The sequence below is a fragment of the Pantoea sp. App145 genome (assembly GCF_047947045.1).
GTDB lineage: Bacteria > Pseudomonadota > Gammaproteobacteria > Enterobacterales > Enterobacteriaceae > Pantoea.
This window is the reverse complement of record NZ_CP133290.1, coordinates 4,120,467-4,139,992: the sequence shown is the minus strand read 5'-3', so window position 1 is coordinate 4,139,992 and position 19,526 is coordinate 4,120,467. Positions and strand designations below refer to the sequence as shown.

General features: G+C 55.1%; 24 protein-coding genes and 1 tRNA gene. 8 read left to right on the top strand and 17 right to left on the bottom strand.

Annotated elements, in window-relative coordinates:
• Window positions 1-11 precede the first annotated feature (11 nt).
• Genes ccmI through ccmA form a run of 9 tightly spaced genes read right to left on the bottom strand, consistent with a single transcriptional unit; the run spans window position 12 to window position 6,968 of the window.
• Window positions 12-1,226 (bottom strand): c-type cytochrome biogenesis protein CcmI, encoded by a 1,215-nt coding sequence (ccmI, locus tag RCF31_RS19190; RefSeq protein ID WP_416411992.1) that lies wholly within the window; start codon window positions 1,224-1,226, stop codon window positions 12-14.
• Window positions 1,226-1,681, bottom strand: a complete 456-nt coding sequence (locus tag RCF31_RS19185; protein WP_084876180.1) for a cytochrome c-type biogenesis protein — start codon at window positions 1,679-1,681, stop codon at window positions 1,226-1,228. The genes ccmI and RCF31_RS19185 overlap by 1 nt, the downstream gene beginning before the upstream one ends.
• Window positions 1,678-2,235 (bottom strand): DsbE family thiol:disulfide interchange protein, encoded by a 558-nt coding sequence (locus RCF31_RS19180; protein WP_299449175.1) that lies wholly within the window; start codon window positions 2,233-2,235, stop codon window positions 1,678-1,680. The genes RCF31_RS19185 and RCF31_RS19180 overlap by 4 nt, the downstream gene beginning before the upstream one ends.
• On the bottom strand, window positions 2,232-4,190 hold the full coding sequence (locus tag RCF31_RS19175; RefSeq protein ID WP_299449173.1) for a heme lyase CcmF/NrfE family subunit: 1,959 nt from the start codon (window positions 4,188-4,190) through the stop codon (window positions 2,232-2,234). The genes RCF31_RS19180 and RCF31_RS19175 overlap by 4 nt, the downstream gene beginning before the upstream one ends.
• Window positions 4,187-4,672, bottom strand: coding sequence for a cytochrome c maturation protein CcmE (ccmE, locus tag RCF31_RS19170; protein WP_299449172.1), 486 nt, complete (start codon window positions 4,670-4,672; stop codon window positions 4,187-4,189). The genes RCF31_RS19175 and ccmE overlap by 4 nt, the downstream gene beginning before the upstream one ends.
• A complete protein-coding gene (gene ccmD / locus RCF31_RS19165) occupies window positions 4,669-4,902 on the bottom strand; it encodes a heme exporter protein CcmD (protein WP_084876184.1) in 234 nt (77 codons plus the stop codon). Before ccmD ends, ccmE begins: the two co-directional genes overlap by 4 nt.
• Window positions 4,899-5,639, bottom strand: coding sequence for a heme ABC transporter permease (locus tag RCF31_RS19160; RefSeq protein ID WP_416411991.1), 741 nt, complete (start codon window positions 5,637-5,639; stop codon window positions 4,899-4,901). The genes ccmD and RCF31_RS19160 overlap by 4 nt, the downstream gene beginning before the upstream one ends.
• A gap of 55 nt (window positions 5,640-5,694) precedes the next feature.
• Complete coding sequence (gene ccmB, locus RCF31_RS19155) at window positions 5,695-6,354, bottom strand: heme exporter protein CcmB (RefSeq protein ID WP_299449225.1); 660 nt, start codon at window positions 6,352-6,354, stop codon at window positions 5,695-5,697.
• Entirely contained in the window at window positions 6,354-6,968 is a 615-nt protein-coding gene (gene ccmA / locus RCF31_RS19150) for a cytochrome c biogenesis heme-transporting ATPase CcmA (RefSeq protein ID WP_416411990.1), read from the bottom strand. Before ccmA ends, ccmB begins: the two co-directional genes overlap by 1 nt.
• A 244-nt stretch (window positions 6,969-7,212) precedes the next feature.
• Here ccmA and RCF31_RS19145 point away from each other — a divergent pair, with 244 nt between their 5' ends.
• Together RCF31_RS19145 and RCF31_RS19140 are read left to right on the top strand one after the other, a co-directional pair.
• On the top strand, window positions 7,213-8,115 hold the full coding sequence (locus RCF31_RS19145; protein ID WP_416411989.1) for a formate/nitrite transporter family protein: 903 nt from the start codon (window positions 7,213-7,215) through the stop codon (window positions 8,113-8,115).
• A gap of 87 nt (window positions 8,116-8,202) precedes the next feature.
• Window positions 8,203-8,277, top strand: a tRNA-Arg gene (locus RCF31_RS19140).
• 167 nt (window positions 8,278-8,444) lie between these two features.
• Here RCF31_RS19140 and RCF31_RS19135 read toward each other — a convergent pair.
• Together RCF31_RS19135 and RCF31_RS19130 are read right to left on the bottom strand one after the other, a co-directional pair.
• Window positions 8,445-8,633, bottom strand: a complete 189-nt coding sequence (locus RCF31_RS19135) for a hypothetical protein (protein ID WP_084876187.1) — start codon at window positions 8,631-8,633, stop codon at window positions 8,445-8,447.
• A 201-nt stretch (window positions 8,634-8,834) separates the two neighbouring features.
• Complete coding sequence (locus tag RCF31_RS19130) at window positions 8,835-9,704, bottom strand: helix-turn-helix domain-containing protein (protein WP_299455214.1); 870 nt, start codon at window positions 9,702-9,704, stop codon at window positions 8,835-8,837.
• A 180-nt stretch (window positions 9,705-9,884) separates the two neighbouring features.
• Here RCF31_RS19130 and RCF31_RS19125 point away from each other — a divergent pair, with 180 nt between their 5' ends.
• Entirely contained in the window at window positions 9,885-10,784 is a 900-nt protein-coding gene (locus RCF31_RS19125; protein ID WP_416411988.1) for a DMT family transporter, read from the top strand.
• 38 nt (window positions 10,785-10,822) lie between these two features.
• Here RCF31_RS19125 and RCF31_RS19120 read toward each other — a convergent pair whose 3' ends face one another.
• Window positions 10,823-11,062: a hypothetical protein gene (locus RCF31_RS19120; RefSeq protein WP_416411987.1), complete on the bottom strand. Its 240-nt coding sequence runs from the start codon at window positions 11,060-11,062 to the stop codon at window positions 10,823-10,825.
• A gap of 269 nt (window positions 11,063-11,331) precedes the next feature.
• Between RCF31_RS19120 and RCF31_RS19115 the strand changes: the two genes are divergently transcribed.
• Window positions 11,332-12,549: an MFS transporter gene (locus RCF31_RS19115; RefSeq protein WP_299455207.1), complete on the top strand. Its 1,218-nt coding sequence runs from the start codon at window positions 11,332-11,334 to the stop codon at window positions 12,547-12,549.
• Between the two features lie 43 nt (window positions 12,550-12,592).
• On the opposite strand, the gene RCF31_RS19110 is transcribed toward RCF31_RS19115, so the two are convergent.
• Window positions 12,593-13,471, bottom strand: a complete 879-nt coding sequence (locus RCF31_RS19110; protein ID WP_416411986.1) for an SMP-30/gluconolactonase/LRE family protein — start codon at window positions 13,469-13,471, stop codon at window positions 12,593-12,595.
• Window positions 13,472-13,756: 285 nt separating this feature from the next.
• Here RCF31_RS19110 and RCF31_RS19105 point away from each other — a divergent pair, with 285 nt between their 5' ends.
• Entirely contained in the window at window positions 13,757-13,912 is a 156-nt protein-coding gene (locus RCF31_RS19105; protein WP_299455202.1) for a hypothetical protein, read from the top strand.
• Window positions 13,913-13,978: 66 nt separating this feature from the next.
• Here the strand turns inward: RCF31_RS19105 and RCF31_RS19100 are convergent, their stop codons facing one another.
• Complete coding sequence (locus RCF31_RS19100) at window positions 13,979-14,260, bottom strand: lipoprotein (RefSeq protein WP_299455200.1); 282 nt, start codon at window positions 14,258-14,260, stop codon at window positions 13,979-13,981.
• A 31-nt stretch (window positions 14,261-14,291) separates the two neighbouring features.
• Between RCF31_RS19100 and RCF31_RS19095 the strand changes: the two genes are divergently transcribed.
• Window positions 14,292-14,453, top strand: a complete 162-nt coding sequence (locus RCF31_RS19095) for a hypothetical protein (protein ID WP_416411985.1) — start codon at window positions 14,292-14,294, stop codon at window positions 14,451-14,453.
• A 58-nt stretch (window positions 14,454-14,511) separates the two neighbouring features.
• Here RCF31_RS19095 and RCF31_RS19090 read toward each other — a convergent pair whose 3' ends face one another.
• From RCF31_RS19090 to RCF31_RS19080, 3 genes are read right to left on the bottom strand one after another with little or no spacing between them, the layout of a single operon-like run.
• Window positions 14,512-15,315, bottom strand: coding sequence for a hypothetical protein (locus RCF31_RS19090; RefSeq protein ID WP_416411984.1), 804 nt, complete (start codon window positions 15,313-15,315; stop codon window positions 14,512-14,514).
• A gap of 10 nt (window positions 15,316-15,325) precedes the next feature.
• A complete protein-coding gene (locus RCF31_RS19085; protein WP_313682246.1) occupies window positions 15,326-15,778 on the bottom strand; it encodes a universal stress protein in 453 nt (150 codons plus the stop codon).
• Between the two features lie 6 nt (window positions 15,779-15,784).
• The gene (locus RCF31_RS19080; protein WP_416411983.1) at window positions 15,785-16,570 is read right to left on the bottom strand and encodes an IclR family transcriptional regulator; all 786 of its coding nucleotides are present in this window, start codon (window positions 16,568-16,570) and stop codon (window positions 15,785-15,787) included.
• A 146-nt stretch (window positions 16,571-16,716) separates the two neighbouring features.
• Here RCF31_RS19080 and RCF31_RS19075 point away from each other — a divergent pair, with 146 nt between their 5' ends.
• Together RCF31_RS19075 and RCF31_RS19070 are read left to right on the top strand one after the other, a co-directional pair.
• Window positions 16,717-18,318: an MFS transporter gene (locus RCF31_RS19075; protein WP_299455187.1), complete on the top strand. Its 1,602-nt coding sequence runs from the start codon at window positions 16,717-16,719 to the stop codon at window positions 18,316-18,318.
• Window positions 18,319-18,323: 5 nt separating this feature from the next.
• Window positions 18,324-19,352, top strand: coding sequence for an HlyD family secretion protein (locus RCF31_RS19070; protein ID WP_416411982.1), 1,029 nt, complete (start codon window positions 18,324-18,326; stop codon window positions 19,350-19,352).
• Window positions 19,353-19,526 lie beyond the last annotated feature (174 nt).

The following is a 19,526-nucleotide window of genomic DNA, read 5'->3' as shown; positions in this document are numbered from 1 at the left end:
GGTGTATCGCTTCAGGGCTGCTGCTGATTAATTTCCACAGCAAGTTGCTGATGACCATCCCAGGGAGTAACCGCGCTTAAACCAAACCAATCGCCAGGCTGGGGATTGGCGCTACCATCGCGCGAAATACGTACCCGGATCTGCACCTGATGCTGCGCCGACAATAAACGGTCTGGCATCATAGCGTTACTGTCATCAAGCGTGAGCGATAACGGGAAATGGCTGAGCGGAAAACGCTTCACAGCCACAGGCACCGGTGATACACCGTCAGTAACAGAAATATACATCACTCCGCCCTGCGGCAACATTTTTTCTGCCTGCGGATTTAAACTCACCGTCAATGCCAGATGGGTATTTTGCTGTCCTGCGTCGGTTTTCGCTTGTTCAATACTGCGCTCGATCATCGCGATGCGCTTATCTCCTGCCGGTAACAGTTTCAGCATCATCTGCCAGGCACCAATCGCCTCGTCATACTGCTGCTGTTCGAAGGCGTTAAATGCCAGCAAACTCAGGGTACGCACGTTGCTGTGATCGCGTTTCAGCATGTCACGCAGCAACATGCTGGCCTGACGATTATCCTGCGGATCGCTGGAGCGCGTCAGCACCTCGGCATAATCCTGTTGCAGTTCCAGATTATTCGGAGCCAACTGCAGCGCCCGTTCGAACGCCTGACTGGCATCGCTGGCATTGTTAAGCACCATGCCGAGGCGGCCCAGCATGGTCCAGTCATTCAGGTTTTGCGGGTCAGACTGCAGTGAAGTACGCAGCCCCAGTTGCAGTCGCGCCAGTTCTTCCATGGTCAGCGGTTTGGCCTGCGGGTCCATCACGCGCGCGCGCAGCGCCGGATATTCCTGCTGTACCGATGTCCAGCCCGCCAGCTGCGCTAGCCCGCCGGTTTTCAGATACATTCCCAGCGACACCACCACCAGCAATCCCACCCCCGGCAACAGAATCCAGCGGCTGCTTTGCTGGTTGCGCGCGGCTTCCTGCTGTTGCGGAACATCGGTCAGCAAGGTTTGTTGCAGCTCGCGTACCATTTCCGGACGCTCTGCTACCACACCTTCCTCTTCATCCCGCTCCAGCTCACGCAGGCGCTGCTGATAAAAGTCAGTATTCAGACGATCGCGATCGCCATTGCTGGCCACGCGCTGACGCCAGCCCGCGCTGAGAAACAGCGCGCAAGCCGCAGCCAGTAAAATAATCAGGGTAATCCAGAATCCACTCATTACGACTTCCCGTCACGCTTCAAAATCGCCGCAAGGCGCTGTTGTTCGTTTTCATCCAGTTCGCTGCGCGTTTTACGCTGGCGACTGCGCAGGATAATGATCAGGCCGCCCAGCACCACAAACAGTGCCGGTCCAACCCACAAGATCAGGGTCGATGGCGTGACCGGGGGTTCATAGGTCACGAAGTTGCCATAGCGCGCCACCATATAATTGATGATTTGCTGTCGGCTCTGACCCTGCTTCATCAATTCGTACACTTTCAGGCGCATATCCGCCGCAATCATGGCGTTAGAATCGGCAATACTGTTGTTCTGGCATTTCGGGCAGCGCAGCGAACCGGTCAGGTCGCGGTACTGCTCCTCCTGCTGTACCGAATCGAACTGGTAAGTATCGATGGCTGCCCACAGGCTGGTGCTCAGCAGCACCCCCGCGAGCAAAAGAAGCAGCCGTTTCACGCGCCCGCCTCCTTGCTGTATTTATCCCACAGCGGTTTCACTTCCTGCTGCCAGACGCGATCGTTCATGTCGCCCGCGTGGCGATAGCGAATAATGCCTTTACCATCAATCAGGAAGGTTTCCGGTGCACCATAGACGCCTAAATCCAGACCGAGCATGCCATCCCCGTCATACAGGCTGAGGGCGTAAGGATTGCCCAGCGTATTCAGCCAGGTCACGGCTTTGGTGCGGTCGTCTTTATAATTAAGGCCCACCACGCGAATGCCTTTTTCCGCCAGCGTGTTGAGGTATTCATGCTCGGCGCGACAGGTTGGGCACCAGGTGGCCCAGACGTTAAGCAGAATCGGCTTGCCATCGGTCAGAACCTGCTGGCTGTAGATTTTGCCCGGCTTGTCGAGCGCTTCCAGCTTAAATACCGGCACCGGTTTACCGATCAGTGCAGATTCCAGTAACGTCGGGTCGTCACCGTTGGCGTTGCGCGACAACTGCCACAGCAACGCCGCCGCCAACAGCAGAAACAATACCAGCGGAATAAAAAGGATCTTCTTGTTCATGCCTGCTCCTCCCGTGGCGCTTTTTTGCGCGAACGATAACGCGGATCGAGCAGACACAGCAGGCCACCCACCGCCATAAACACGCCGCCGAACCAAATCCAGCGCACGAACGGTTTGTAATAAATACGCACCGCCCAGGAGCCATCATCCAGCTCTTCTCCTAACGCGGCGTAGAGATCGCGGGTAAAGCCGCCGCTGATCGCTGCTTCGGTCATCATGGTACGCGCCGCCGTATAGAAGCGTTTTTCCGCATGCAGCACAGCTTCCGGTTTGCCATCACGGGTCACGTCGATAATCGCCACGCCACCGCTGTAGTTCGGGCCCTGCAGGTTGTGAACATCGCGGAAAATAAAGTGATAATTATGGATATCAACATTATCGCCAGACTTCATGCGCACATCGCGTTCCACGCTGTATTGCGTGCTGAAGGCAATCCCAATCACCGTCACCGCAACACCGAGATGGCCGAGCACCATGCCCCAGTGACTGCGCGTCAGATGGCGCAGACCGGCAAAGAAGGTGTGGCGATGGGTGGCGCGTTCATGCAGCTCCATCAGCGTCAGGAGGATCACCCAAATCGACATCAGCAGCCCAATCACCGTCATCGCTTCAATACGATCCTGTAACAACCACGGCAGGGCGATAGAGAGGATTAGCGTGACCAGCAGCGCGATACCCAGACGCTTCCACAGCTTCTGCGGTTCATCACGACGCCAGCGCACCAGCGGACCGATGCCCAGCATCAGCGCGAACGGCGCCATCAGCCAGGTAAACATCGTATTAAAGAAGGGTTCACCGACGGAAATGCTGCCCAGGCCCAGCTGCTTATGCACCAGCGGCAGCAGGGTTCCCAGCAGCACCACCAGCATAGCAGCGATCAACAGAACGTTATTGCCGAGCAGGAAAGATTCGCGCGACCAGGCTTCATTTTGCACCCGGCTGCGTACCTGGCCCCCTTTAATCGCATACAGCAACAGCGAGCTGCCAATGACGATCACCAGGAAGGCGAGGATAAACATGCCGCGCGCCGGATCGGACGCAAACGAGTGCACCGACACCAGCACGCCGGAACGCACGAGGAACGTACCCAGCAGACTGAGCGAGAACGCCGTGATCGCCAGCAACACCGTCCAGGATTTGAAACTGCCGCGTTTTTCCGTCACCGCCAGCGAATGCATCAGCGCAGTACCGGCCAGCCACGGCATAAAGGAAGCGTTTTCCACCGGATCCCAGAACCACCAGCCACCCCAGCCCAGCTCGTAATAGGCCCAGGCCGATCCCAGCACGATACCGATCGTCAGGAATACCCAGGCGGCGGTGGTCCACGGACGTGACCAGCGCGCCCAGGCGGTATCCAGTCGCCCCGCCATCAGCGAAGCAATGGCAAAGGCAAACGCGACCGAGAAACCGACATAGCCCATATACAGCAACGGCGGATGGAAGATCAGACCGATATCCTGCAGCATCGGGTTAAGATCGCTGCCATCAATCGGGAAGTTCGGTAAGGTGCGGGTAAAGGGGTTCGATGTCAGGGTGATAAACAGCAAAAAGCCGAGGTTAATCATTCCCATCACCGACAGCACACGCGCCAGCGCATCCTGCGGCATGCCGCGGCTGAAAATCGCCACGGCCAGCGTCCAGCTGCTGAGCAGCAATACCCACAACAGCAACGACCCTTCATGCGCACCCCAGGTCGCTGCTATGCGGTAGTACACCGGCAGCAACGTGTTGGAGTTGGTGGCGACATAGGCCACGGTGAAATCGTTGACGATAAACGCGTGCACCAGCACCAGGAACGCCGCCGCGATACAGGCAAACATCCCCCAGGTGAGCGGTCGTGCCAGCGCCATCAAACGCGCATCCTGGCGCACCGCACCCCATAATGGATAAACACTTAACAGTAGCGCCAGTCCCAGCGCCAGGCAGAGCAGAAAGCTGCCAATTTCTGGCATCATGATTGAGCACCCGCCTGCTGGTAAGTTGCCGCAGGTCCTTTGTGGTTTTTCTTCATCGCGTCCTGAATTTCCGGTGGCGTATATTTTTCATCGTGCTTCGCCAGCACTTCTTTGGCGTTCACCAGGTTGCCATCTTCCAGCACGCCCTGCGCCACGATACCCTGCCCTTCACGGAACAGGTCCGGCAGGATACCTTCATAGCTGACACTGACCACGCCGTTGGCGTCATACAGTTTGAACGACACCGCAAGGGTTTTCGGATCACGTTTAACGCTGCCCGGCATCACCATGCCACCCACACGTAGACGCTGGCCTGGCTCAGGTTTCTGATGGTCCTCGCCCTTGCCGTACAAGATTTCACTCGGGGTGTAGAACAGGTCGATATTGGAACGCAGCGCGTACATCACCAATGCGGTGGCCAGGCCTAAGCCCACCAATACCGCCACCACCACAGTCAGGCGGTTACGACGACGGATATTCACACGGATTCTCCTGCCGCTTCACTGGCGGCTTTTTTCGATTTGGCCGCACGGATGCGACGCTCCCTGGATTGACGCTGGCGAATCTCCGCCAGTAACCGGCGGCGAAACAGCACGGTGTGCAGCACCAGACCAATCAGCGGAATCAGCGTGAGGACGACGGCGAGCCAGACATAAAAGGCATAACCGCCCATGGCAAAGAAATCCTGCCAGGAAGAGAAAGCTGGCGTCATGATTTGCGCCCTCCCTGTGCTACCTCAATCGCCCATGGACGATGACGTTCGGTAAACAAAATCATGTTGCGCAGACGCATCAGCGTCAGCGAGACGAAGACCAGCAGATAACCGAGAATGGCCCAGCGCAGCGGGGTACGCATGCTTGGCGCAATATCCTGTTGCAGGATGCCAGACGAGCCCTGATGCAGGGTGTTCCACCATTGCACCGAGAAGTGGATGATTGGCAGGTTGACCACACCGACCAGAATCAGAATCCCGGCGGCGCGACCTGCGGTACGGCGATCGTCAAAGGCGTGATACAGCGCAATCACTCCCATATAAAGGAACAGCAGTACCAGTTCGGAGGTCAGACGCGCATCCCAAATCCACCAGGTCCCCCACATGGGTTTACCCCAGGCGGAACCGGTGACCAGCGCGATAAAGGTAAACACCGCCCCAACCGGTGCCATCGCTGCCGAGACCAGGTCAGCCATCTTCATCTGCCACACCAGGCCGATAAACGCCGCAATCGCCATCGAGGCATACACACCCATTGACCACATTGCTGCGGGTACATGGATGTACATGATGCGGAAGCTGTCACCCTGCTGATAATCGGCGGGCGCAAAACCAAAACCCCACGCCCACCCCAGCAATAAGGTGGCAACCCCGAGTACCGCGAACCAGGGAATTAAGCGGCCACAAAGCTGATACAGCTTTTCAGGCTTTGCCCACTGGTTTAACCATTTCCACATTTGCATAGCTCACAATATAAGAAGAGAGATTACTGCATCTCTGTGGATGCACGATTTAATGCAGGCTGATACGCAGCGCCGCCGCCGTTGCAAACGGGGAGAGCGTAGCGCTGCCTGCCAGCATGGCGCCAAGAATCGCCAGATAGCCACCAATCGGCAGTCCCTGTCCGGCGGCATCAATCGCCGCACTGGCAAAAATTAACACCGGTATCGCCAGCGGCAATACCAGTAAACTCAGTAACACGCCGCCGCGCCGTAGCCCGACGATTAATCCGCTGCCAATCGCGCCAAGAAAACTCAGGGTTGGCGTACCCAGTAACAGAGTCAACGCCATGGCACGCCAGCTGGAAAAGTCCAGCGACAACAGCAGTGCCGCCAGCGGTGACAATAAAATCAGCGGTAATCCGGTAATCAGCCAGTGAGCAATCACTTTGCCCAGAACCGTTACCGGTAGCGGTGTGGGCAACAGCAAAAGCTGTTCCAGCGAACCGTCCAGGAAATCATCACGGAACAAGCGCTCCAGCGCCAGCAGTGATGCCAGTAAAGCAGCGACCCAGGCAATGCCAGGTGCAATGCGTGCTAACTGCTGCGGATCCGGACCAATGCCCAGCGGAAACAGCGTGATGACAATCAGGAAAAACCACAGCGGGTTAATCACTTCCGCACCGCTGCGGAAAGCAATTTTCAGCTCGCGCTGAATGACACGTCCCAGCATCATGCCCACTCCGACGTCAGGCGGATTTTGCGCACGCGCTGCGTGCTATCCGGTAAATCCTGATGCGTGGTCAGCACCACTGCACCACCGTTATTGGCATGCCAGGCAAAACGCGCCATGAGTTTTTCCACTCCGGCCTTATCAATTGCCGTTAACGGTTCATCCAGAATCCACAATTTTGCCGGGCTGAGCCACAATCGGGCCAGCGCCACACGCCGTTGTTGTCCGGCAGAAAGTTGTGCCACCGGCACCTCTTCATAACCCAGCAGGTCCACCTGCTCCAGCGCGGCAAAAATCGCCTCACCGTGGCTGTCGCCATGCCAGAAATGCAGGTTCTCCAGCGGAGAGAGTACCGATTTCACGCCCGGATGATGGCCAAGATAAAGCAGGTTTTGATGCCATGTTTCTCGTTGCTGCCGAATCGGCTGCCCCTGCCACTGCACCTCGCCCTCTTCCGCCCGACTCAATCCCGCCAGTAAACGTAACAGCGACGTTTTGCCTGCGCCATTCGGCCCTTCTATTTGCACAATATCGCCTGCCTCAACACGAAAACTCAGCCCATTGAACAGGGTACGCTCATCGCGAACGCAAGAGAGATTAATGACTTCGAGCATAGAAGGGAGAATCACAGCAATGAAATTAGGCCAGGATAATACCACAATGAATCTGTGGGCCGTAGTCTGTGAACTCCGTCACACCTCCCTCGATCGGGGTAAACGGGCGCATCAGATCAATAAACTGCTCAAAAAATCACCTCAGTTAAAGTCTTGTTACTCTTATTTTGAATTCACGTAACAAATTGGTGTTGCGCAAAACGGCTACGCTTATTGCGTACCGGCATTATCACCGGAGGAAAACATGAAATCATCATCATCAGTTTCACAAGACAAAAACGATGTAGAAAGTAAGGAAAAAGATCAGGGAACGGAGATTGAAGTAGATGAGGATGCTCTGCCCTCACGTGCCGCAGCCATTCATGAAGAGATTCGTCAGGACGGGGAAAAAGAGCTGGAACGGGATGGTATGGCGCTGTTGTGGTCGGCGATTGCTGCTGGCCTTTCCATGGGCGCATCCCTGATGGCTAAAGGCATTTTCCAGGTACATCTGCAAGGTGTGCCCGGTGGTTTTTTGCTTGAAAATCTGGGTTATACCTTCGGCTTTGTCATTGTGATCATGGCACGCCAGCAGCTGTTTACCGAAAATACCGTCACGGCCGTATTGCCGGTCATGCACAAACCCACGTCAGGGAATTTTCTGTTGCTGCTACGTTTCTGGGGCGTGGTGCTGGCGGGTAACCTGATAGGTACGGCGCTGGGTGCACTGGCATTCAATCATATGCCGATTTTCGATGATGCCACTCGCCAGGCATTTACCACCATCAGTGAAAAAGTGATGGAGAATCCACCCGCTGAGATGTTCGCCAATGCGGTGATTTCCGGCTGGATCATCGCCACAATGGTGTGGATGTTCCCTTATGCGGGTGGCGCGAAAATCGTGGTGATTGTAATGATGACCTGGCTGGTCGCGCTGGGCGATTTGGCGCATATCGTGGTTGGCTCGGTGGAAGTGCTGTATCTGGTGTTTGCGGGCAACATCGCGTGGCATGAATTTTTCTGGCCCTTTGCCCTGCCGACGCTGCTCGGTAACATTACGGGCGGCACACTGATTTTTGCCTTAATCAGCCACGCCCAGATTCGTAATGACATGAGTGAAGCGGCTAAAGCAAAAGCGCGCGCTGAGCAAAAGCGGAAGGAAAGGTGAGAAATCCCTCTGATTTGTCGAGATATTGAGCAAACGGTGGCCGCACGGTTAAATTCGTGTCGGTGGTACGTTATACTGCGCGCCGACGTTCCCTTAGTTAAATGGATATAACGAGCCCCTCCTAAGGGCTAGTTGCAGGTTCGATCCCTGCAGGGAACGCCATGAGCAGCCTTTCCTTCCTGTTAATCCCACCTGAATAACATCTACGTCACCAACGAAATGTGTGGTTAAAAGTGAATTGTGCTCTTCGGCAGATCTGATGACATCAGGGATGAGGACTTACAGGGAAGGTGATTAAAGGGCTGGTTGCAGCCCTTTTAAAACCAAATTCAAAACAGCCAGCGCGCCAGTGCCAGAGAAAGCCCGGCTGTCGTAACCATACTCGCCATCAGCCATTTTGTTTGTTTGCCAATTTCTTCATGAAGATCGCTACGAGTCATGTAATTTGACTTAATTACCGCCAAATCAATTTTCATCGCGGCAAGATCCACGTCCTGCTTTGACGTCCGTATTTCCATATCTGATCTCCTCATGTTAGCTGTCATTGTAAATTCCGTGATAATTCCTGGAGTTATCGTTTGTTATGCTAACGACATCCGCAGAAAAATCACCAAAAAAACGCAGCAAAAACGTGAAATGCCAAGAGACTCGCAGAACAAATCCCGCGTTTCATCACGTTGCAGAGTCAATTCCTTCCTGGAGGGTATCGCGAGACGATCTCACCCCTGCTGCTGCCGCCATAACGAAGGCGTCACGCCATGCAACTGACGGAAGCGGTTGCTGAAGTGGCTGGAGGAGTGAAAGCCACAGCGCAGCGCAATGTCCGTGAGGGGCAGCGCGGTATGCTTCAGCAGTGTCAGTGCTTCATCCATACGACGACGCATCACATATTGATGTGGGGCGATACCTGCGCTGGTACGGAACATGCGGGCGAAATGGAACTCGCTCAATGCCGCCTCTCCCGCCAGCTGCGCCAGGGTTAATGGTTGATCCAGATGTTCATCGATATAAGCCAGAATGCGTCGTAACACCACCGGGGCCAGCCCACCGCGCACCTGTGGTGCCTGCCACTGGACATCACTGTAGTGCTGCAACAGGTGCGTCATCAGTAAGGTTGATGCGCTGCTGAGCATCAGTTGATTGGCGGGTTGTTGCCAGTCGGTGCTGAGCAGGAAATGACGATACAGCTGGGTAATGCGATCGTCATCAGAGAACACTTTCTCATGCAGATTCAGGCGAGCCGCGTCGCGGTCCCAAATCTGTTCCGCCATCTGCCGTAAGTGCTGGTCGGTGCAATAAAGATGCACAAACGACAGGTCAGCGCGGATGTCCCATACCGATTCGGTGCCGGACGGCATCAGGCAAAAACGATCCGGCCCACCACCGTTGCGCCAGCCGTGCTGCGTTTTATGCCAGGTATCGTAGCCATCTGCGGTGTATAGGCTGAGCGTGTGGTGATCGCTGAGGTTAGTGACGCGATCGCCACTGTTAAACCAGGCCGCCAGCTTGATGCCACTATTCAGCTGCACGCTGTCACGCAGCTGTGCTTTATGTCGCTGTAGCATGTTAAAAGTCTGGTAGTCGGGCATCGTCAGGATCGCTCTTTATTTGATAACCCGCATTTTACGGATTCATCGGGACAGAGAACAGGCCACATTGGGACACCACGGGAAAAAGCGCAAGATTTTGCAATTCGTTCGCAAGGGGATGCAAGCCAGCCGGGAATCAGCACGGCACACTCAACACAAATTTGTTGTGGAGTAGGCAAAATGAACCTGATGTTGTATCTGGCGGTGGTGGTGATTTGGGGGACGACCTGGATCGCCATTTTTTTACAGCAGGAAGCGGCCAACACGCCGGTCTTTGTCGCGGTGTTCTGGCGTTTTTTACTGGCATCGCTGGTGATGCTGGTGATCCTGAAACTGATTCGCCGCCTGAAAAAGTTGGATGCGCAGGATCATCTGTTCTGCCTGTTACAGGGTTGCTGCGTGTTTGGCTTCAATTTTGTCTGTTTCTATCATGCCGCCGCCTGGATCAGCAGCGGGCTGGAATCGGTTATTTTCTCGATGGCGGTATTGTATAACGCCTTAAACAGCTGGATCTTCTTCCGTCAACGCCCCTCGTTCCGCCTGTTGCCCGCCGCCCTCCTGGGATTGGGTGGTATTGTTGCGCTGTTCTGGGGTGATATCCGCGCCGCCCATCCGGCACCACAATTATTATGGGGAGTAGGGTTAAGCGCCCTCGGCACGCTGGGTTTCTCCTTTGGCAACATGATTTCGACGCGCCACCAGCGCCGTCAGCGTGATGTCTTAACCACCAACAGTTACGCCATGTTGTATGGCGCGCTGATCATGGCGGTCCTCGCGGTACTGAACGGTGATTCGCTGGCACCAGCGTTCAATCTGCAATGGCTGGGTGCGATGAGTTATCTGGCGATTTTTGGCTCGGTGCTGGGATTTGGCGCGTACTTCACGCTGGTGGGTCGCATTGGTGCCAGTCAGGCAGCCTACAGTACCTTGCTGTTCCCACTGGTGGCACTGACCTTATCGACCCTGTATGAAGGTTATCAATGGCATAGCAATGCGATTGTTGGGTTGGTAATGATTCTGGCGGGCAATATGGTGATGTTTGTACGCTGGCCTGCGGCAAAACGCCTGCGTCTGGCGTAATACACGAGAGCGGGCATTGCGCCCGCTCTCTCGTCCTCTTAGCGCCAGCCCTGCAAGCCGATATTGAGCTGGTGAGGTTGATTGATCGCTTTTCTGGCGATCCAGTAAAGCAGTATGCGTTCATCGTCTCTGTCGCGGTCGGCCATTGCCAGTAGTTTCAACGACAGCGTGGATTTATTCACCGGTTGATGCTCATCGCTTAACTCGATCACCGCCTGACCGATGATGCAGCAAACTTCATCCTCACTGGACGCGGATTCATATGCTCGGTCTTTCATATTTCCTCCTGTTAAGTGAATTTTAAGCCTGGCAAAACTTCACCATTTTGCATCTAAAGCGTCGCTACGGACGAATCTGGTTACATTTCATCACACGGAGCAATAGCTTCACATGCGATGACATCACGCCTGTGCCTGCAATGTCGTTCATACCCGTTTCGCTGCATTTCATTCCGCCCTCACAGCCTTTCACGCCCTTTCTCCACACGCGTACGCGAGGGGGGCTTATCATCGCCTCAGTTTCCGAATTCCCGGATGGGAGAGAAAAAATGAAAAGCACAACACCGAGTTATCAACGTACCCGCTGGCTTACCCTTGCCGGCACCATTTTGACCCAATTTGCGCTGGGTTCGGTCTACACCTGGAGCCTGTTTAATGGTCAGCTGGCGCATAAGCTCGATGCACCTGTCAGCCAGGTGGCTTTCTCCTTTGGTTTACTGAGCCTGGGCCTGGCGATTGCGTCATCACTGGCGGGCAAATTGCAGGAACGCTTTGGCGTACGCAATGTCACCATTGGTGCTGGCGTGTTGATGGCGCTGGGCTTCTGGTTAACCGCCCATGCCGATAATCTGATGATGCTGTACCTCAGTGCCGGTGTGCTGGTCGGTCTGGCCGATGGCGCGGGTTATCTGATGACCTTATCCAACTGTGTGAAATGGTTCCCGGAGCGCAAAGGGGTGATTTCCGCCTGTGCGATTGGTGCCTACGGTTTAGGCAGCCTGGGTTTTAAATTTATCTGCGGCGCGTTACTCAGCACTCAGGGACTGGAAAACACCTTTATCATCTGGGGTGTTATGGCGATGGTGATGATTGTGATTGGTGCGTTGCTGATGCGTGATGCGCCGGTGCAGCAGAGCAACAATGCTTCCGTTCAGCAGGCTAAAGACTACACCCTGGCGCAGTCCGTACGCTTACCGCAATACTGGATGCTGGCGCTGATGTTCCTGACTGCCTGCATGAGTGGGTTGTATGTGATTGGCGTAGCAAAAGATATCGGCGAAGGTCTGGTACATCTCAGTACCGCTACCGCCGCCAACGCCGTGACCGTGATTGCCATCGCCAATCTGAGTGGCCGCCTGGTTCTGGGTGTGCTGTCCGATAAAATGGCGCGCATTCGGGTGATTTCGCTGGCACAGGTGGTTTCACTGCTGGGCATGAGCATCCTGCTGTTCACTCATATGAATGAATCCACCTTCTTTATCTCTCTGGCCTGTGTCGCATTCAGCTTCGGCGGCACCATCACCGTGTTCCCGTCACTGGTGAGCGATTTCTTCGGCCTGAATAACCTGACCAAAAACTATGGCCTGATTTATCTTGGCTTTGGTATCGGCAGCGTGCTGGGTTCGCTGGTGGCATCGGTATTTGGTGGCTTTACCATCACTTTCAGCCTGATTATGACCCTGCTGGTGATTTCTCTGTTCCTCTCCATCAGCATCCGCCTGCCACAGCGCCACGATGTGCAGGAACCGGTGCTGCATCGCAGCTAAGTTTTCTCCCGATGCCGTGCCCCCGGGCACGGCATCCTGCTGCTTAACCTTTGAATAACGGCTCAGCAATCCCCGCCACCGTCACATCCACCGCAAAAACATCGCCGGATTGTGGATAACGTGCCAGCTCCTCCGCAGTGCGATGCTCACGCGATGAGGTGATGTACAGCGTCTTCAGGTCTGCACCGCCAAATGCCACCATGGTCGGCCAGCGCACCGGCAAAGCAATCTCATCAACAATCTCTGCCGTCACCGGATCAATGCGCACCACGCGCCCCCCATCAAACAGGGCTGACCAGTAATAGCCTGCGCTATCCACCGCAGCGCCATCCGGTAATCCCCCTTTGGCGTCAAACTGCCGGAAACGCTGCCGTGCCCCCGGTTCCCCGCTCTGTGCATCCAGCGGGTAGCGATACAGCACCTCATTCGGCGTATCGCTGTGATACATCCATTGACGGTCCGGCGAGAATGCCAGCCCGTTGGAGATTTTGACATCCTGCGCCATCACCCGCAGCGCACCATCAGGGGTAACGCGGCACAACAGGCCACCGTTTTTATCCTGTGGTTCCCATAAGCTGCCGCACCAGAAATTGCCCCAGGGATCCACGCGTCCATCGTTAAAACGGCTTTTGGCCGCGATTCCCGGATTATCCGCCAGTTTACGCTGCGGTTTACCTTCATCATCCAGCAGCCAGACGCCACTGCGCAAAGCGGCAATCAGACCGCCCTGCTCGCGCAGTCCGATACATCCCACCTCTTCCTGTTGTGGGAAGCTGCGCAACTCACCGCTGGCTGGATCGAAACGGTGAATCGCCGGGGCCAGAATATCTACGCACCACAGCACCTGTTCCCGGGTTGACCATAGCGGGCACTCAGCCAGTTCCGCCTGCAATGCCAGTACATTTCTTACTTCGCGCGCCATGATGTTCTCCTTAATTTAAACTGCCCTGACTTTAGCTTGTATCCCACAGTTCTGCACGATGTGCGTTAATTGAGAACAGATATTATTCAGGCTTGCTTTTCGGAGTAATCGCGTTATTATCATCCTGTATTCAGCTTATTCCGATTGGTTTATATTTCTCCCCCTCTATTCCCCCACCGTTCTGTAATATTCAGAAATAGATCCAGAAATAACTCTACATTAGCTGCATCCTGGCTCCACTTTTCCGCTGTAATCTGGCCTCATTGGAAAAGAGGAGGACTCTCCATGAAAAAATTAATAAAAGTCGCGTCCGTTGTTGCCGTTATAGTCATGCTGAGTGGTTGTATTATTGATCCCGGACATGGGCATGGGCGTGGACCCGGCTGGGGACCGCCACACGGCGGCTGGCACCACGGCGGACCGGGTTATGGCCGGTGGTAATTGGGCAAAGCACACACAGCAAATAATAAAAAAGAAAAAGGGCGGGGAAATACCCCGCCCTGTTTTTTAGCTTTTTACCGCGTAATTACATTGATACCAGGCTTTCTTTAGTCCTGGAATATGACTATCTTCCGCCGGTAACGATTCCACTTTATCAAATCCACGCTTGCTGCAATATTCTGCCAAATCCATTTCCATGGCATCGCGATTAAATTTCTGCGGATCGTAGCGATACTGAACGGTATTTGAACTGGGATCTTCATCGACACGCTCAAATCCACCTGGCTGGCTGACACTACAGCCGGTCAGCATTAAAAGCGCCATGGCGCCTAATAACCACTTTTTCATTATGATGTCCTCATTCGATGCCGCAGTGTAAATGGCGGCACAGCGCCTTTCCATAGGATTAAGGCGCGAAATGTCTGCACAAAACCAAGCTTTTACCAATCAAATTGATAAAACCAAACGGTTATTCATATCAGCACAGCAGTGCCATGATGTGTTCAGACAAAACGAAGTCGGCACCACACCAGGTGAATAAATAAGAGACTGACTGATTGTGACCTTATGCCCGTGCTGAGCGGGCTTTTTTTTGCCCGCTATCCGGTAAGGCTGACCATTTTACGCAGGAGATTGGCGGCTTGTTTGGCAGGCAATGCCAGAATGCCGCTGTACAGGTCAATCGACATCGCACACATCGCTGAACGATCCACCGTGGTATCCGCTGGCATATTCAGTTGCTGCAGGCGATCGCCCCATTTGCCGTACAGGGTTTCCACCACTTTTTGCAAATCACGTTGCGCAGCCTGATTATCCACGACCTGATCATCACCGGTACTCTGCGCCAACAATTCATCCAGCGCCTGAGCATCACGCTGATTCAGCGCCGGTGACAGCACGCGTTGCAAATTAATGCCGCCAATCACCTGCGGATAGAGGAAGCGGAAACAGGTTTGTGCATCCTGCTGTTGCAGCGCCTTCATCTCCTCAACCGACACGGAAATATAATTGATGATGGCTGCATCACTGGCTCGCATCAGACGCTGATTGACCAGATCGAGCAGCCAGCCACGCATTTCGCCCAGCGCTTCATCCGGCGGCACCCCGGCCAGGCGTTTGTGCAACAGTTCATGGTTCAGCAGTTGCCACAACGCCGGTTCCTGCGTTTTCAGCAATCGATACCCCGGTGCCTGGCTGAGCTGGCTGGCAACTTCAGCCGCCAGCGCCTGTCGCTGCTGGCGCGGATGCAACCAGCTAAACCACAGCAGATTCGCCAGCAACACCGGTAACAGGAACAACACCACCCCCTGCCAGAGACGGAGTGAGGTGGTACGTATCAGCAAAATAATGATCACCGCCAGCAACACAAAGGCGGCCAGCGTAACAGGGAAAAGCGAGAGCATGGAGCGGTTATTAATCCTTGCGAACGTCAATCAGAACCGGGCAGTTAGCACGTTCAATCACGGCAGCACTGACCGAGCCTTTCAGCAGGCGGTTAAACGGCGAAAGATGCCGGCGTCCCATGATGATCATGCTGGCCTGCACCGCCGCCGACTGCGCAACAATGGTTTCTGCTGCTTCACCGGCCAGAATCACCCCTTTGGCCGCCACACCAGCCCGCAGTATGGGGGCAAGTGCATGGCGCACCACCATTTCCGCGGTATTCTGTTCATCCTTTGCCACCAGAAAATCATCCGGATCTTCACCGGCATCGATCTCGATCGGCTGATTGCAGGATGAATAAGCGGGATCAACGCAGCACAACACCACGACCTGCGCCTGGTGAGCCAGCGCCTGATCAATGGTAAGGGCGATCACTTTTTCCGCCACCGGGGAGTTATCTATGGCCATCAGCAAGGTTTTCATTCTTGGTTATCCTTCAACAGCGGTCATTTTGCCAATTTCGCGGGTTAGCGCTTCTTTACACTTCAGGATTTCCTCACAATAACGCGCTTCATGTTTACGGAAACGCGCCGTTGGCACCAGTAGTGAGATAGAAAAACGTCCAAATAACGTATCGATCGCCACCGCCATGGTGGAGATACCTTCCAGCGTCTCGCCACGATCGTAGGAGAAGCCGGTTTTACGGACTTCGCCAATCAACTCCAGCAATTGCGGCAGCGTTTTTATCGTCATTTCGGTCAGCTCTTTATACGCTTCACCGACAATAACCCGTACATCATCATCGCTCTCCAGCGCCAGCAGGGCACGTCCGCCCGAGGTGCTGTAAAGCGGCAGGTTCAGTCCCATGCGAGGCACCACGCGCAGTTCGCGCGAAGCCACCACATAATGGACGATCGCCAACTGCGTCCCGCTGGCACGCGCCAGCGAAACGGTTTCATTAGTCGCAGCAGAAAGTTGTTCAAGGAAGGGACGTACCACTTCAACCACGTCGCTGTGCACACTGGAGATCAGTTTCAGCAATGCGGGCCCGAGACGTAAGCCACCTGCGCCGCTGCTGCGCACCAGTTGGGCGTTATCCAGCGCGGCGATAATGCGTTGCACCGTTGAGCGCGGCAAATCCACCGCCTGAGCGATCTCCCCCAGGCTCATACCACCGGGATGCTCACCCAAAGCATTTAAAATTTTTGCCGCGCGGGCAATGACCTGAATGCCGCCCGCTTTTTCATCCTCACGGCAGGAGGGGAATTCAACCATATTTCGTTCCTTTGTGGCCTGGCCTACTGTAGCGCGATTACCGCACTTTTACACCCTGTATCACATTGCAATACAACATACCGGGATGTAATATGCGAGCTGTATCACATCGCAATACACTGCATCAACATAACGAGATTCCTGCTATGAACGCCCAACCTGCAGCGGCGCCGGCACCTCATCCTTTTACCCTGCGCCTTGCGCTCGGTCTGGTGGGGGTACTGATTGCCGCACTCACCTCCGGTTTAAACGATCGTGTCACCGATATTGCGCTGGCGGATATTCGTGCGGCCATCGGCATCAGTTACGATCAGGGTAGCTGGATTATTTCCGCCTATCAGGCCGCCGAAGTGGCCGCGATGATGATCGCCCCCTGGTTTGCCGTGACCTTCTCGTTACGTCGTTTTGCGCTGACGGTGTCAGCAGGCTTTATGCTTACCGGCCTTCTGTTACCACTGCTGCCCAATGCCACGCTGTTTATCACCCTGCGCGTCATTCAGGGATTATTCGGCGGCGCGCTGCCTCCGTTACTGATGACGGTAGCGCTGCGTTTTTTACCTCCGCCGATCAAACTTTACGGCCTCGGCGCTTATGCGCTGACCGCCACCTTCGGCCCCAATCTCGCTGCCACCCTTGCTGCCTTCTGGACCGATGATGTCAGCTGGATGTTTGTGTTCTGGCAGATTGTCCCCAGCATGCTGGTCGCCATGCTGCTGATCGGCTGGGGCCTGCCGCAGGATCCCCTGCGCTTCGAGCGTTTCCAGCAGATGGATCTGTTTGGCATGCTCACCGGTTGCAGCGGCATTGCCATGCTGGTACTGGCGCTGACCCAGGGCGAACGGCTGGACTGGCTCAGCTCACCGTTAATCGTCGCGCTATTATTCAGCGCAGCGGCATTGCTGATTGTGTTCTTTATTAATGAATGGTTTCACCCGCTACCCATCTTTAAGTTGCAGATGCTCCAGCGCCGCAATCTGGCGCACGGTCTGCTGGCGCTGGCGGGGGTACTGATTCTGTCGCTGTCCGGCTCTGCCCTGCCCTCCGCTTACTTTGGCCAGATTGAAGGTTTTCGCACCCTGCAATTCGCACCGCTGGCACTGACGGTGGGCTTACCACAGTTACTGATCGCCCCATTGATTGCTGCCTTGCTGAATATCCGCTGGATTGACTGCCGCTGGATGTTGACGGCTGGCGTGGCGCTGCTGGTCATCTCCTGCCTGCTGGGCATGCAGATCACCACCGACTGGGGACGACAGAATTTCTGGCTGATACAAATTTTGCAGGCTTTCGGTCAACCGATGGTCATTTTGCCGGTGCTGATGAGCGCCACCAGCGTGGTAGCCCCGCCGGAAGGTCCGTTTGCTTCGGCGATGTTCAACACCGTACGTGGGTTCTCCAGTGTCGCTGCCAGTACGCTGGTGGAGTGGTTTATCAGCCATCGCGAACAGTTTCATTCCAATATCCTGGTGGGTAATGCCGCCAGTCGTTCCTGGCTGATGACCGCACCAACCAGCGCCCAGGCTAGCAGCAGTTTTCCACTCCTCCCCGATGGCAGCGCCAGCAGCAGTGAAAACCTGAGTGGTTTCGCCAGCCTGCTCAAGCATCAGGCGATGGTGCTGAGCCTGAGTGATAGCTATCTGATGCTGATCGGTTTCGCCGCACTGATGCTGCTGCTTACCGTCTGGCTGCCAAAACGCGTCTGGCCGCCACAAACCCTGATTCAACCTGTTACAAACACGTCGAGATAAATAATATGCGTGCTTTTGCTTTGAAGAGAACGGTGCTGCTGAGCGCCTTACTGCTGCTGTTGCTGGTGATGGCTTTTTTTGTCTGGTCGGCCATGACCCGCAACGATCATCAAACCGATGATGCTTACGTCAATGCCGATTACACGCTGGTGGCACCGAAAGTCTCCGGCTATATCGCCAGCGTCAATGTGCAGGATAACCAGCGCGTCAAAGCCGGGGAATTACTGGCCACGCTGGACGATCGTGATTACCGCGTCGCACTGGAAACCGCCAGAGCCAATCTACAGGTGAGCGAAGCCAAGCGTCTGAGCAGCCAGGCACAGCTGGATCAGCAGCAATCCAGCATCGACCAGGCCAAAGCCACGCTGGCAGCCAGCCAGGCTTCTGCGCAGTATGCCGGGCAGAGTGCCGCACGTTACGACAGCCTGTATAAAAGCGGCACCATTGCGGCCGACGAGCAGCAAAAAGCGACGTCAACCCAGCGTTCAGCCGCTGCCACGGTACGCCAGAGCGAAGCGGCTCTCGCCGCATCGATCAAGGAGGTGGGAGTGTTGCATGCGGCATTACGTCAGGCTGAAGCGGATGTCAGTGCAGCGCAGGCCAGTGTCGATCAGGCGCAGTTAAACCTGTCTTATACGCGGATTGTCGCACCGGTTGATGGCATGGTCGGGCAGCGTTCGGTCCGTCTCGGGGCCTATGTCACGGCGGGTACCCGTTTGCTGGCGGTGGTACCCTTGCAGCAAACCTATATCACCGCCAATTTTCTGGAAACTCAGTTGACAGATGTTCGCCAGGGTCAGAAGGTAACGGTGCGGGTGGATGCCCTGCCCGGCAAAACGTTTTCCGGTCACGTTGACAGCATCGCCCCGGCCACAGGCGCGACCTTTTCCGCCATTTCGCCGGATAACGCGACAGGCAACTATACTAAGGTGATTCAGCGTCTGCCGGTAAAAATCGTGCTGGATCCGAACCAATCCGATCTGGCGCAATTACGGGTAGGTATGTCGGCGATCCCGCAAATTGAGGTGCAGTAAAAGCGTGATAAATATCTCAGATCCGATCACTTTCTTTTCGGAAAGATTACGCGTAAATTAACGTTCGATCCTGTTCTGAGTTTGCTCTGGACGACCTGAGAGAAAAGCGTGCAGCGGTTATGAACTTCACCTTTCTCTTATTCTGTCGCGTTACGCTGGCCTGGGATCGCCATC

Bases quoted from the DNA above. Each gene is read 5' to 3' on its own strand.
- RCF31_RS19080 (WP_416411983.1), bottom strand. From the start codon at position 16,570: ATGGTTGAATTCCCCTCCTGCCGTGAGGATGAAAAAGCGGGCGGCATT.
- RCF31_RS19180 (WP_299449175.1), bottom strand. From the start codon at position 2,235: ATGAACAAGAAGATCCTTTTTATTCCGCTGGTATTGTTTCTGCTGTTG.
- ccmA (WP_416411990.1), bottom strand. From the start codon at position 6,968: ATGCTCGAAGTCATTAATCTCTCTTGCGTTCGCGATGAGCGTACCCTG.
- RCF31_RS19070 (WP_416411982.1), top strand. From the start codon at position 18,324: ATGCGTGCTTTTGCTTTGAAGAGAACGGTGCTGCTGAGCGCCTTACTG.
- RCF31_RS19175 (WP_299449173.1), bottom strand. From the start codon at position 4,190: ATGATGCCAGAAATTGGCAGCTTTCTGCTCTGCCTGGCGCTGGGACTG.
- RCF31_RS19145 (WP_416411989.1), top strand. From the start codon at position 7,213: ATGAAATCATCATCATCAGTTTCACAAGACAAAAACGATGTAGAAAGT.
- RCF31_RS19085 (WP_313682246.1), bottom strand. From the start codon at position 15,778: ATGAAAACCTTGCTGATGGCCATAGATAACTCCCCGGTGGCGGAAAAA.
- RCF31_RS19100 (WP_299455200.1), bottom strand. From the start codon at position 14,260: ATGAAAAAGTGGTTATTAGGCGCCATGGCGCTTTTAATGCTGACCGGC.
- RCF31_RS19130 (WP_299455214.1), bottom strand. From the start codon at position 9,704: ATGCCCGACTACCAGACTTTTAACATGCTACAGCGACATAAAGCACAG.
- RCF31_RS19110 (WP_416411986.1), bottom strand. From the start codon at position 13,471: ATGGCGCGCGAAGTAAGAAATGTACTGGCATTGCAGGCGGAACTGGCT.
- ccmI (WP_416411992.1), bottom strand. From the start codon at position 1,226: ATGAGTGGATTCTGGATTACCCTGATTATTTTACTGGCTGCGGCTTGC.
- RCF31_RS19125 (WP_416411988.1), top strand. From the start codon at position 9,885: ATGAACCTGATGTTGTATCTGGCGGTGGTGGTGATTTGGGGGACGACC.
- RCF31_RS19135 (WP_084876187.1), bottom strand. From the start codon at position 8,633: ATGGAAATACGGACGTCAAAGCAGGACGTGGATCTTGCCGCGATGAAA.
- ccmD (WP_084876184.1), bottom strand. From the start codon at position 4,902: ATGACGCCAGCTTTCTCTTCCTGGCAGGATTTCTTTGCCATGGGCGGT.
- RCF31_RS19105 (WP_299455202.1), top strand. From the start codon at position 13,757: ATGAAAAAATTAATAAAAGTCGCGTCCGTTGTTGCCGTTATAGTCATG.
- RCF31_RS19075 (WP_299455187.1), top strand. From the start codon at position 16,717: ATGAACGCCCAACCTGCAGCGGCGCCGGCACCTCATCCTTTTACCCTG.
- RCF31_RS19095 (WP_416411985.1), top strand. From the start codon at position 14,292: ATGGCGGCACAGCGCCTTTCCATAGGATTAAGGCGCGAAATGTCTGCA.
- RCF31_RS19115 (WP_299455207.1), top strand. From the start codon at position 11,332: ATGAAAAGCACAACACCGAGTTATCAACGTACCCGCTGGCTTACCCTT.
- RCF31_RS19160 (WP_416411991.1), bottom strand. From the start codon at position 5,639: ATGTGGAAATGGTTAAACCAGTGGGCAAAGCCTGAAAAGCTGTATCAG.
- RCF31_RS19120 (WP_416411987.1), bottom strand. From the start codon at position 11,062: ATGAAAGACCGAGCATATGAATCCGCGTCCAGTGAGGATGAAGTTTGC.
- RCF31_RS19090 (WP_416411984.1), bottom strand. From the start codon at position 15,315: ATGCTCTCGCTTTTCCCTGTTACGCTGGCCGCCTTTGTGTTGCTGGCG.
- ccmB (WP_299449225.1), bottom strand. From the start codon at position 6,354: ATGCTGGGACGTGTCATTCAGCGCGAGCTGAAAATTGCTTTCCGCAGC.